This is a genomic window from Mesorhizobium sp. M0571 (assembly GCF_040320985.1).
In the GTDB taxonomy this organism is placed as follows: Bacteria; Pseudomonadota; Alphaproteobacteria; order Rhizobiales; family Rhizobiaceae; genus Mesorhizobium.
The window spans coordinates 201146-213741 of sequence record NZ_JAMYQT010000009.1 but is presented as its reverse complement, the minus strand read 5'-3'; the positions used below and the strand labels follow the sequence as shown (position 1 = coordinate 213741).

Below are 12596 nucleotides of genomic sequence, written 5' to 3'. Positions count from 1 at the left end.
CCACAATCGGTCATAGGACTGGCGGACGTCTTCCGCCGTCGCGTGCCGCGACCACTGGGCGTCAACCCGCTGGAGATAGTCCAGGCCGACGGCCACGGCGCTGCCGCTCTGGTCCAAGTTCGTGTAGAGGTTGATACGCACACAGGTGACGGCAGCAGAGTCAACAGTTGTCCGTGCGCGCGTTGACACCACCGAGAGACGTTCTTCCGCTGAGGCCAACTCCCCGGATAGATACTCGCACTCAGCCCAGTTGAGTTCGAGGTCGAACGTGAGCCGGTAGCACCGTTCCCATTCGTCCTCCGCCACCAGAGCGCGGCCGGCGGCAAAATACTGCAGCGCTGAGGCATAGGCGGTTGCCGCCTTGGCACGTTTGCCCGCCATGAGGTTGAGCTCGGCGACCTGCTCGCGCTCCTCCGGCGCGGTAATCAGCGCCGCGCCGCGGTCGAACTGGTTGACGATGTCGAAGATGCTGTCTTCCAGCTCTTCCGACGTGGTCTGCGCCGCGAGCAATCGGCCAATCCGAAGATGCGCCATAGCACGCTCGCCTTCGGCGATGAGCGCATAAGCAGCCTCCTGGATACGGTCGTGGAGAAATGTGTAGGTGCTGCCCGATCGGAGGATGAGCCCGGCGCAGACGGCCTCCCAGAGCGCTGCGTGCATCGCCTCCTCCGTTTCCTCGTAAACCAGAGTCAGAGTGGCGACGTCGGCGACATTACCAACGCAGGCGAGCTGTTTCATCGCTTCCTGGGCGGGGACGGAGAGCCGCCTCATCTTTTCGATGAGCAGATCTGCGACGTTGTCGGTGTAACTCCTGGCGCGGATGCGATCGATGTCCCATCGCCAGGCTGGAGCGACGGGATCGAAAACGAGAAGCCCGTCTTCGTTCAGCGCCGTAAGGAACTGGATCGCGAAGAACGGATTGCCGCTGGTTTTCTTGTGCACCAGTTGCGCCAGGGGCCGCGCGCGCTCCGGCTCGCAATGCAAAGCGTCGGTGACGAGTCGCCCAATATCGTCCAGTCCAAGAGGGGTCAGCACGATCTCCTCGACTCTTGCTCCCGCCTCGCGTATCCCGCCGAGCGTTCGTATGAGCGGATGCGCCGGGCCGACTTCGTTGTCCCTGTAAGCCCCCACCAGCAGCAGATGCCGTACTTCCGTATGGGTGACCAGATGCTGGAGGAGGTCGAGCGTCGCGGCATCCAGCCATTGCAAATCATCGAGGAACAGCGCCAGTGGGTGCTCCGCCCGCGCGAACAGGCTGAGGAAGCGCCGGAAAACCATCTGGAAGCGGTTCTCTGCATCCTGTGGAGGCAAGTCCGCGACCGGCGGTTGTTTCCCGATCACGAGCTCCAATTCGGGAACGAGATTGACGATGAGCTGGCCGTTGGGGCCGAGCGCCTCGCTCAGGGAGTCTCGCCAACGGCCAAGCTCAGCTTCGCTCTCGCCCAGAACGGGCCGCACGAGGCTCCGGAAGGCTTGCGCCAGGGTGGCATACGGAATGTCTCGTTTGTACTGGTCGAACTTGCCCGACGCAAACAGGCCCCGCGGCGGGACGAGCGCCTTCTGGAGTTCGTTCACCACCGAAGACTTGCCGATGCCGGCGTACCCGGACACGAGCACGAGCTCTGTTGCGCCATTCGCCACGACCCGGTCGAAGGCGCCAAGCAGCGTCCCGAGCTCATGCTCCCGGCCGTAAAGCGTCTCCGGCGTCATCAGTCGGTCCGACACGTCGCAAATGCCGAGCGGAAACGGCTCTATGCGACGATGCGACTGCCATTCCGCCTGGCACTTGCGCAGATCGACCGAGAGCCCCGCGGCGGTCTGGTAGCGGTCTTCGGCCGTCTTGGCGAGAAGCTTCATCACCATCACCGAGACCGGCCCCGGGATGCCCGCGACCCGCTCGTCGGGCGGTGGCGGTTGGCGGGCAATGTGGCAGTGGATCCATTCCATGGGATCGGAGGCTGTGAACGGCAATGTCCCGGTGAGCATCTCGTAAAACGTGACGCCGAGCGAATAGAGATCGCTGCGAGCGTCGATCGAGCGGTTCATCCGGCCGGTCTGCTCGGGCGCCATGTAGGCGAGTGTGCCGGCGATCACCTCCGGCGGCGCGGGGGCCTGGCGCTCGCGTGGCAGACGCGAGGCGATGCCAAAGCCCATGAGCCATACCTGGCCGGTGACGGGATTCACCAGCATATTCGCCGGCTTGACGTCTTTATGGATGAGGCCGTGCTGGTGAAGCTGACCAAGCGCTGTAGCCGCGCCGATGGCGAGGCGTAGAAACGCTGTAATCTCCCAGGGCCGCTCTAGGAGCCGCAACAGATGCTCGCCGCCGGGGTCCTCGCTGAAGAGCGTAAGCCGCCCCTGGTGAAGCTCCAGCCTCAAGGGTCGGGCCGCCCAGACAGGGTCGAGCTCATCCCTCAGCGCATAGGCGTGCTGCAGCCGCGCAAGGGTTTCTGGCGAGGGCTGCGCCGATGAGGGCATGGCTGCGAGGAGCGGCAAGGATTCGCCATCCCACAGGCCACGGGACAGGACGAACTCCCCGTCCTCCCAAACGGTCTCAGGTGCATGTCCGGACGGAGTCGTCACGTCGCGGGCCTCTTTGATGTCGCCATCACGGCGTCTTCGTGAGGCTCTCCAGTCTGGGCGGCCGAGCGACGAGAATTCGTGAGTGCCTTGCCCGCGCCGGGCAAGAAGAACCGAAGTGCGGCCCCACCCGATGCATTCATGTCTGCCCACAGCCGGCCCCCGTGGGCTTCGATGATCGACTGGGAGATCGACAGTCCCATCCCGACGCCATTTGACTTCGTGGTGTAGAAAGCCTCGAAAACTCGATCGAGATTATCCGGATCAATGCCCGGACCTGAATCGCGCACAGACACGAGAACGCCACCGGTCTGCGTTTGCTCGGTGCTGATCGACATCTCCCGTGGCTCGGCCTGGAGCGTACTCATGGCTTCGACCGCGTTCAGGATCAGGTTCAGCACGACTTGCTGCAGTTGAACACGATCCCCCTCGACGGGATACAGCCCCTCCGCTAGGCGGGTTCGGACCGAGACTCCATTCGTGGTGATCGCGCTTTGCGCCAACCCAATCACTTCGTCGATCGCCTCGTTCAGGTCGAGACGAGACTTTCGAGGAGGCGCTTTCTTGATGTGATCACGGATACGGTCGATGATGTCTCCGGCTCGGTCGGCATCGTCGACGATGCTGGCGAGCGCTTCTCGGATTTCGCCCAGATCCGGTGGATTTCTGTCCAGAAAGTGCATGGCCGCACGGGCGTTGTTGCGCGCCGCCGCAATCGGTTGCGTGATTTCGTGAGCCAGCGAGGCGGTCAGTTCTCCCATTACGCTCAGGCGGTTCATGTGTGCAAGATCCGACTCCAGCTGGCGCAGCCTCTCATGCTCCTCCTGCGCGCGCATGAGTGCTGTCACGTCGGTGCCGGTGCCGCGATAGCCACGGAATTTTCCCTCGGCGTCAAACACTGGCTTGCCAGTTGCCTTCACATGGATGGACGAGCCGTGGCGGCGAGCGGAGTGATATACGAAGTCACGGAATGATTTACGGGAATCGAGAGTTGTCTGGAGAAGCCGCCATTTCTCCGGCTCCGTTTCGAGATCGAGAGCGCCATCCCAGCACGCCGTGCCAATTCGATCAGCCGAGTCTGAACCAAATGCATTCTCGGTCAGCAGCGTGAACTTGTAGTCCGGGCCGATTTCCCAAAACCAATCGGAGGCACTTTCGGCGTAGTCACGGAATTTCGCTTGGCTCTCCTGCAATGCTTCCGAGGCGCGCTTGCGTTCTGTCACGTCGATCTGTGTGGTGACAATCTCGACAAGTTCCCCGCTCGCGGAGAACACAGTTTGGCCGATTACTTCGAGGTGTTTGACCGTTCCATCGGGCAGTACGATTCTGTACCCGATCGAGTAGCCTCTCTTCTCGCCCACCGCGCGCTGAACCTCTGCGTTCAGCCGGTCGCGGTCGCTTGGGTGGATTCGTTGGAACACGGCTTCGCGGCTCGGAACCCCCTGCGCCGGATCAAACCCCCAGATGCGGTAAGTCTCCTCCGACCCATAGAGAATCTTCGTCTCGTTGAAGGCCGACACACCGCTGTGACTCAGCCTCTGTGCTTCCGCCAGATAGGCTTCGCTGCGGCGTAGCCGCTCTTCAGCCTTCTTGGCTCCATCAATGTCGACAGACAGGCCATACCATTGGATGATGCGTCCCTGTCGATTGCGCAGGGGCTCACCACGAGCATGGTGCCAACGAAACTCGCCGTCCGCCCGACGCAGACGGTTCACAGCCTGGTATGAAGTTCCGGTCTGAATTGCGTGTTGGAAAGCGCTTGCAGTTTCTGGAAGGTCGTCAGGGTGCACGAAGGCCTCCCAACCACGCTGCTTGAACTCCTCAAATCGCATGCCGCTATAGTCCAACAGCCGCTGATTGAGTTGGGTCGGTTCGCCGGCGGGGTCCAATGACCAGAGGAGACCTGGTACTGTTTCGAAGATTTGACGGAGCTTGTATTCGCTTTCCCGAAGAGCCTTTTCAGCCCGCTTGCGCTCCGTGACATCGATCTGCGTGGCGACGAGCTCGAAAAGCTCCCCGCTTGCGGACAACACAGGTTCCCCGATTGATTCGATGTGTTTGACCGTGCCATCGGGCAGTAGGATTCGGTACTCGTGCGAGTAGCCTCTTTTCTCTGTGAATGCGAGCTGAACCCCTGCAAGTACCCGATCCCGGTCGTCTGGGTGAAGCCGTTCGGCCATCATTTCAAAGCTCGGAATACCCAGCGTCGGATCAAACCCCCAGATGCGGTAAGCCTCCTCCGAAAAATAGAGGACCTTCGATTTGTTGGCGGCCGTCGCACCGCTGTGACTGAGCCTCTGTGCTTCGGCCAGATGGGCTTCGCTGCGGCGCAGCCGGTCTTCGGCCTTCTTGGCTTCATCGATGTCGACAGACACGCCGTACCACTGGACAATGCGCCCCTGCTGGTCGCGCAGAGGCTCACCACGCGTGTGGTGCCAACGAAACTCGCCGTCCGCTCGACGCAGACGGTTCACAGCCTCGTACGACGTTCCGGTCTGAATTGCGTGCTGGAAAGCCTTTGCGGTTTCTGGGAAATCGTCGGGGTGCAGGAAGGTCTCCCAACCGCCATGCCTGAAGTCCTCAAGTCGCATGCCGCTGTAATCCAACAGGCGCTGATTGAGCTGGGTCGGTTCGCCGGCGGGATCCGCTGACCACAGCAGGCTTGGTACCGTTTCGAAGATCTGACGGAGCTTGTGTTCGCTTTCCCGCAGGGCCTCTTCGGCCCGCTTGCGTTCCGTCACATCCATGTTTGTGCAGAAAAACTCGACAATCCTTCCGTTCGAAGAAAACACAGGACGGCCGATTGATTCCAGGTGTTTGACCGTTCCATCGGGCAGTATGATTCTGTACGCGATCGAATAGCCTCTTTTCTCGGTGTACGCACGCTCAGCCGCAGCGAGCACCCGGTCCCGGTCGTCGAGGTGGACCCGTTCCAACACGGCTTCAAAGCTCGGAATGCCCAATGCCGGATCAAACCCATAGATGCGGTAAGTCTCTTCCGACCAATAGAGAAGCGTGGTCTCGCTATAGATCGTGGAACCGGTGCGGCTCAGGCTCTGCGCTTCGGCCAGATGGGCTTCGCTGCGACGTAGCCGGTCTTCTGCCTTCTTTGCTTCATCGATGTCGACCAGGACGCCGTACCAGCGCAGCACACGCCCATCGCTGGCCTTCAGAGGTGCTCCGCGTACATTGAACCAGCGATATTGGCCGTCGGCTCCGCGAAATCTGCAGACGACATCGTGAGGACTTTCCGTTTCGAGATTTTCGAGCCAGCTGCTCACCTTGAAGGCGACGTCCTCCGGATGGATTCTTTCCGCCCATCCCCAGCCAGTGATTTCGCCAAGCGGCGCGCCAAAATAGTCAAGCACACGCTTGTTGACGTATTCGATATTACCCTCGGGCTCAGCCCGCCACACCAACGTCGGGATCGTTTCCACCAATAAGCGAAGCTCTTGCTCGCCGCTGAAAAGTGCCTCCTCGCCTCCGTTACCGTCCTTTGACACACGTCGCTCCATGGCCGGCCTCCAGATCTGGACCTGCCTTTGTCGGAGACGCCATGTCGCAGAGGATCGCTGACGACCCGGCAAAGGTGGCGCGGGCATCTTACCCCCTGCGCCAGGGACAGACCATATCCTCTCGGGCGAAGCTTTCCGCCTCATCCTCCGAGACGGACGCTCTGCAAAGCTGGTATCTGCAAAATTATGCGAATGCCTCGGGAAGGCGAGTTCGGCTCCGCCTATCCATATGTTTGTGACATGAGGGGCTTGTCCGAAATGCAGCGAACCAGTTCATTCACTGCTGGCTTGCCCGCTGGGAGCTGCGAAAAATACCTCGCGTCACAATCTGCCGACAGTTCCGGGTCACTCGAGAACCCGACCGACAGAAATGTCACCGGCGAAATGACGTGGTATCAATGCGGCGGCCCCAGAGGAGACAGCGGGACACAAACCCTTCAGATTTCCCACGTCCTTTGCGAAGCACGGTCTGAAAGACGACCAATCCGCTGTCGGGATATTAGCGATAAGCTTAGCCGGGAAGGATACCGGTCGCTTGCATGGATGTGCTGCGATTTGGTTGTTTCTGCGCACTCCATCGCAAAAGAGGAGGGCGAGTCGCCCTCGCCTGTGGAGAGAAAAACGGATTGCCGAAGCTGCGGCGCCGCGCTGCCCTGCGGCATCCTGGCGCTGTTGTAAATGAACTAGCGTTCGCCGTATTTCTCTCTGAGCTTCTTTTTGTCGAATTTCCCGACGCTTGTCCTGGGGAGCGCATCGACAAACACGATCTTGTCCGGGATTCCGAATTTCGAAATCACACCGCCATCGATGAAGGCTTTCAGGTGCGCCTTTATTTGCATGTCGTTGAGATCGTCGCCTGTGTGGGCGTCCCTGATGACGAGCGCCAGCGGTCGCTCTCCCCATTTACCGTCCTTGACGCCGATGACAGCAGCTTCCGACACACCCTTGCACTGCGAAATGAGATCTTCGAGCTGCAGCGATGACACCCATTCACCGCCGGTCTTTATCACGTCCTTGATCCGGTCGATGATCCGAACGTACCCGCTTGGCTCGATGACGCCGATGTCGCCTGTGTGCAGATAGCCGCCATCCCACAACTGCTCGGACGCTTCGGCGTTGTCGACATATCCTTGCGTGAGCCACGGCGCACGCACGACGATTTCGCCAGCAGTTTTTCCGTCATGAGGCAATTCGCTGCGGTCCGTGCCGACCAAACGGATATCGACCAGTGGCGCGGGCATGCCGGCCTTGGTTCGGATATCGATCTCTTTCTCCGAATGGCCAGTCAGGTCCGCTGATTTCACCTGTGCCAGGCAAAGCAGTGGTGCACTCTCCGACATGCCGTAGCCGGCATAGACGTCGACGCCCAGCGCAAGCGCCTGTTTGGCAAGCCCCTTCGGCAGTTCGGAACCTCCGACCACCATCTTCAAGCCGGCGAGATCGGTGTTTGCCGCCGTGGCCGCGCCGAGCAGCATCTGCAGGATCGTCGGCACGCCATGCGTGAAGGTTACGCCTTCGGTTTTGATCAGCTTGAGGAGAAAAGCGGGATCGTAGCGTCCCGGATAGACCTGCTTGACGCCGGAAAGCGTCGCGGTCCACGGAAACCCCCAGGCGTGCACGTGGAACATCGGGGTGATCGGCATGTAGATGTCGTCGCGGCAAAGCCGGCCTTGTTTTGCGGCGCTACCCAGGAAAGCCATTTCGGCGAGTGAATGCAGAACCAGTTGGCGATGGCTGAAGTAGACGCCCTTCGGCGAACCCGTTGTCCCGCTCGTATAAAAGGTGGTGGCAAGGGTGTTCTCGTCGAAGTCCGGAAAGCTGTAGTCGGGCGAAGCGCCAAGCAGCAGGTCCTCATATTCGCCGGCAAACGAAAGCCCGCCGGTCTGGGGCGCCGCGCGATCCGACATCAGGATCAGCGTCTTCACCTTGGGCAGTTGCTGTTTGATACCTTCGAGAACCGGAACGAAGTCGTCGTTGACGAGAAGCACCGACGGGCCCGCGTGTTTGATCGTATAGGCGATTTGTTCCGGCGGCAGGCGGACGTTCACCGTCTGCAAGATAGCTCCCATCATTGGAACGGCAAAGTAGGCCTCCAGGAACCGGTTGCTGTCCCAGTCGAGCACACCGACCGTGTCGCCGGCGCGGACACCAAGCCTGTCGAGGCTGTATGCGAGCCGCCCGATGCGCTCGCGCAACTGGCGGTAGGTGAAGCGTCTCAGGTCACGATAGACGATCTCCTGATCGGGCGCCTGCAGCAGGGGGGTATGCCACAGCTGCTTGATGAGCAGCGGATACTGATAGGCGGACTTGGTGACTTCTATAAGTCTTCCGACCATGGCGGCGTCCTCGGGATATGTCACGCGTCAGCGCTCGATGGCGAGGACGCCGGCCAAATGGTTTAATGACGGTCTCTACGCGACGCGATCGGCCTTTCTCGACTGCGACGCTTCCTCAGCCGCCTTGTTGCGCAATTCCAGAAGACCAAGGAGAACCTCGTCTCGTTCTCCGGCCAAGTCGTCGATCGACCGCGAGCCCACCTCGGCGCGAACGCCGTCGATCAGCTTCTGCTGCAGCTCCGGTGTCAGCTCGGGCGAACCCAGGACCTTCCACCAGGCCGTCATCGGACCGGTGAACTGCTGCAGGAAATGCTCCATGCCACCTTGGCCGCCGCCGAGATGATTGAGCAGGACCTGGCCCATGATGCCCCACCGCAGTCCCGGTCCCCAGGAGACCGCGGTGTCGACGTCGGCGACACTGACGACGCCCTCGCCAACCAGATGATACACCTCGCGGGCAAGCGCAGCCTGCAGCCGGTTGGCGACATGCCCGGGCACTTCCTTGTGCAGCCGGACCGTTTTCTTGCCCAGAGCCGTATAGAATTCCGAAGCGCGCCGGATCGTCTCCTCGGACGTCTTCGCGCCGCCGACGATCTCGACCAGCGGAACCAGATGCGGCGGATTGAACGGATGCGCGATGACGCAGCGCTCCGGGTGGTGCGGGCAGCCGGACTGGATCTCGCTCATTGTCAGGCCCGATGAGCTCGAGGCGATGATCACATCGGACGGCAGCAGTTCGTCGAGCTGACCGTACAGCTTTTTCTTGAAGTCGATCCGCTCCGGTCCGTTCTCCTGGACGAGATCAGCTCCCTTGACGGCCTCCGACATGTCGGCGGTAAAGGCCAGCCGCATCGGCGAGGCGCCGGGAGCGAGCCCCAGCCTGTCGAGCGCGGGCCAGGCCGCGTCGACAAAGCGTCTCAATGAAGCTTCCGCATTGGGAGCGATGTCTGTCGCCACGACATCGAGGCCCTTTGCAAGAAATTGTGCCGCCCAGCTGGCGCCGATAACACCCGTACCTATGATGGTGACCTGAGAGATCTGCTTGCTGCCAGCCATGGTCATTTCTCCTTCGAGGGAATTTCGGCGTATGCGACGCCGGACAGATTGCCTTGGGCGAAGAGAAACGTACGCTTCTCGGAGCCATCGAGCTTTGCGGTATAGACCGAGCCACCGAGGTCGGTGACGAACATCCGATCGCCGGGAACATCGAGCGCGATACCGATGCCTTCCATCAGATCGCTGACGACGAGCTCCGGTGCGTATCCATTCCTGGCCGGCGCATCGATCGAGGCACGATTGACGGTATTGCCGGCCGGCGGATTGCCGCGATCCGTCCAGTAGAGGACGCGGCTTTCGAGATCGAGCTCGAGGTCGATCGGTTCAGGCAGCTCGTCGAACCACGTTTCGATGTCCGTTCGACTGGCGGCGTCCTCCCCCTTAGGCAGGTGTATACTCGCCCGGAAGATGCAGCCGAGGCCGGCATTGTCCGGACCCTTCTGCGTCCAGTAGATTTGCCCACGCACGGGATCGACCGTGATACCGACGCACCATTTGGTGGCGTCACGGCTATCGTCTTCGCCCTCGCCCGTCTGGACCAGGGTCTCGACATTTGTGCCGTTGAGATTTGCGCGCATCACCCGCATGCCCTCGCGGTCGCACCAGTAGAGCTTGCCGCTCCGCTTCTCCAAATGGAGCTGCTTGGGCGTGTGTGTGATGCCCTGGGGGACGATGACCCTGCGATTGCTGCCATCGAGGTCGGCACGCTCTATGGACCCGTCGTCAAGGTAGGGCACTCCCATATTCGTCCAGTAGATATGGCCGGCCTCGACATCGACCACGATGCCGTCGGGCAGATGGCAACCAGTGACGATCACCTTCCGGTCGGAGCCGTCCGGGCTCATCGAATGGATACGGTCGCCACTCAGCTCGAGAACGAACAGTCGGCCGACCGTGTCCCTGCTGCCCGATATTGATTTCGACTTCGTCGCGGAAGCGTCGTTCATGGCTCTTTCCTTTCATAGCTCAGGGCCGCGATGCCGAGCTGTGGCATCTCTGGATGTTTGTTCGCCGGGAATGGCTCTATGCGGCCGCTGGAGGTTTCCTGGTTTTGGTGAAGTCAGGAGGGCGCTTTTCCATAAAGGCCGTCAGCGCTTCCTTCGCCTCCTCGGAGCGGACATGCACGCTGAACGCATCGTTCTCGGCCTGCATCGCCGCCTTGGTCTGTTCACGAAAGGGACGCTTCAGAAGTCGCTTGGACGCTTGCAGCGCACCAGCCGGTTTCGCTGCCAGCTTGCGCGCCGTTTCGGTCGCCACCGGCAGTAGGTTCTCATCGAGCACGACCTGCGTGACCAATCCCAACTCCGTGGCGCGCCTGGCATCGAATGCCGATCCCAGCAGAATCAACTCGGCCGCGCGGATGTGCCCGATCGCAGCCGGAACGGCGTAGCTCGAGCCAAATTCAGGCACCACGGCAAGGTTGATGAAAGGCATCTGAAATCTGGTGCTTTCGCCTGCGTAGACGAAGTCGCAGTGCAACAGCACCGTCGTTCCGCTTCCAATCGCGGCGCCGCGCACAGCCGCAACGATCGGCTTGTCGAAATCGGCCAGTGCATTCATGAGTCGGGCCTGGCTGGATTCTCCAGGACCTGGAGGATTCTTCAGAAAGTCCTGGATATCGTTGCCGGCGCTGAAAGCATCCCCTGCGCCGTGCCAAAGCACGACGAGGACACTGTCGTCCTTGCCCGCCTCATTGAAGATATCGGCGAGCTTCGCGTACATGCTCGAAGTCAGCGCGTTCTTCTTTTCCGGCCGGTTGAGTTCAATGCGAAGTACGCCGTCGGACCATTCCGTAACTATGTCATCCATCGTCTTCAATTTCCGTGCAATGATCGTTTAGCTCGGTATGGTGCGAACCTCGCTCTACGCGGCGCGTCCCGGTGCCTTCGGCACGGTGCCGCTGGTGCGCAGAGCGGCTATATCGCTCGTGTCGAAGCCGAGCTGCTCGAGGATTTCCTCGCTGTGTTCGCCGAGCTCTGGCGCGCGTCGGGCCGGAGCCTTGGGGACGCCATGCACCTGCAGGGGGCTGCCAATCGTGAATTTGAGGTTCCCACCAGCGCCATCGAGCGGCATGACGATGTCATTCGCCCTGAGCTGCGGATCCTTGATCACGTCGGTGGGCGCCTGCACCACGCCAAAGGTGAGGTGGGCCTGTTCGAAGACTTCGCGCCAATGGGCCATCGGCTGCGCGGCAAAGATCTGATCCAGGATCGCCGTGAGTTGCCCTGAATTCGCTGCCTGTTTCGCTGGGTCCGCGAAACGGGCATCCGTCAAGAGATCCGGACGACCGATCGCATTGGCCAGAGCCGGCCATTTGTCGGGTGTCAGCACGATCAAGAACCATGTCTCGTCGGCCGCCCGATAGACATTCAAGGTCGCGTTCGGCGGATTGGCGCGATCATGCAACGGGAAGAACGTGGCGTCGGCAAGCGCGGCCTGTGCCATGACCGCAGAGGCCCAGACGCCAGCGGCGAGCAACGAAGTGGTGACGTACGAGCCCTTTCCGGTGCGTTCGCGCCGGTACAGTGCGGTGACAATTGCCGAATAAAGGATGACCGCCGTCGCATGGTCACCACTTCCGGTGACCGGGAATGTCGGCGGGGCACCCGCATCGCGCGTTAGCGACAGCAGGCCGCTTCGGGCCCAGTACGCCGTAAGGTCGAATCCCGGGAGCTGGGCGTCAGGCCCGTTGTCGCCATAGCCGGTAACGTCCGCATAGATCAGCCGCGGGTTCCACGCCGCGACATCGTCATAGCCGAGCTTGAGTTTTTCGCGAGCCGGATGCGGCGTGTTGACGATTAGAACGTCCGTCCATTCGACCAGCCGCCGCAAAACTTCCTGCGCTTGCGGCGACTTCAGATCGAGCGCCAGTCCGCGCTTGTTGCGATTGTTGAGATGCCATGGATAGTTGTCTTTTGATTGCGGCTGCGGCGGAACCCTGTATCCAATCCGCCACGTGTCGCCGGTTGGCGGCTCGACCTTGATGACGTCGGCGCCGAAGTCGGACAGGATCACCGCAGCGGCTGGCCCCGCGATGAAGCTGGCCAGGTCCACCACCTTCAGTCCGGCGAAAATGTTGTCGGTTGCCATATGGTTTGTCCTTTCTGAA

The 12596-nt window shown here is 61.0% G+C and carries 7 protein-coding genes; all 7 read right to left on the bottom strand.

Annotated elements, in window-relative coordinates; genetic code table 11:
• The coding region (locus NKI85_RS13915) for an ATP-binding protein (RefSeq protein ID WP_352776828.1) at positions 1 to 2478 on the bottom strand (2478 nt) is incomplete at its 3' end.
• Positions 2479 to 2579: 101 nt separating this feature from the next.
• Positions 2580 to 6095: a PAS domain-containing sensor histidine kinase gene (locus NKI85_RS13910; protein ID WP_352776824.1), complete on the bottom strand. Its 3516-nt coding sequence runs from the start codon at positions 6093 to 6095 to the stop codon at positions 2580 to 2582.
• 683 nt (positions 6096 to 6778) lie between these two features.
• Positions 6779 to 8431 carry a fatty acid--CoA ligase gene (locus NKI85_RS13905; protein WP_352527386.1) on the bottom strand — a complete coding sequence of 551 codons (1653 nt, stop codon included), beginning with the start codon at positions 8429 to 8431 and terminating at the stop codon, positions 6779 to 6781.
• Between the two features lie 75 nt (positions 8432 to 8506).
• The gene (locus NKI85_RS13900) at positions 8507 to 9487 is read right to left on the bottom strand and encodes a 3-hydroxyacyl-CoA dehydrogenase NAD-binding domain-containing protein (RefSeq protein ID WP_352527385.1); all 981 of its coding nucleotides are present in this window, start codon (positions 9485 to 9487) and stop codon (positions 8507 to 8509) included.
• 2 nt (positions 9488 to 9489) lie between these two features.
• Positions 9490 to 10434: a 3-hydroxyacyl-CoA dehydrogenase gene (locus NKI85_RS13895; protein ID WP_352527384.1), complete on the bottom strand. Its 945-nt coding sequence runs from the start codon at positions 10432 to 10434 to the stop codon at positions 9490 to 9492.
• 76 nt (positions 10435 to 10510) lie between these two features.
• On the bottom strand, positions 10511 to 11296 hold the full coding sequence (locus NKI85_RS13890) for an enoyl-CoA hydratase (RefSeq protein WP_352527397.1): 786 nt from the start codon (positions 11294 to 11296) through the stop codon (positions 10511 to 10513).
• Between the two features lie 54 nt (positions 11297 to 11350).
• Positions 11351 to 12577 carry a CaiB/BaiF CoA transferase family protein gene (locus tag NKI85_RS13885; protein ID WP_352527383.1) on the bottom strand — a complete coding sequence of 409 codons (1227 nt, stop codon included), beginning with the start codon at positions 12575 to 12577 and terminating at the stop codon, positions 11351 to 11353.
• Positions 12578 to 12596: the final 19 nt, after the last annotated feature.

Excerpts from the sequence above, each read along its gene's own strand:
- NKI85_RS13890 (WP_352527397.1), bottom strand. The coding sequence starts at position 11,296 with ATGGATGACATAGTTACGGAATGGTCCGACGGCGTACTTCGCATTGAA.
- NKI85_RS13885 (WP_352527383.1), bottom strand. The coding sequence starts at position 12,577 with ATGGCAACCGACAACATTTTCGCCGGACTGAAGGTGGTGGACCTGGCC.
- NKI85_RS13900 (WP_352527385.1), bottom strand. The coding sequence starts at position 9,487 with ATGGCTGGCAGCAAGCAGATCTCTCAGGTCACCATCATAGGTACGGGT.
- NKI85_RS13895 (WP_352527384.1), bottom strand. The coding sequence starts at position 10,434 with ATGAACGACGCTTCCGCGACGAAGTCGAAATCAATATCGGGCAGCAGG.
- NKI85_RS13905 (WP_352527386.1), bottom strand. The coding sequence starts at position 8,431 with ATGGTCGGAAGACTTATAGAAGTCACCAAGTCCGCCTATCAGTATCCG.
- NKI85_RS13910 (WP_352776824.1), bottom strand. The coding sequence starts at position 6,095 with ATGGAGCGACGTGTGTCAAAGGACGGTAACGGAGGCGAGGAGGCACTT.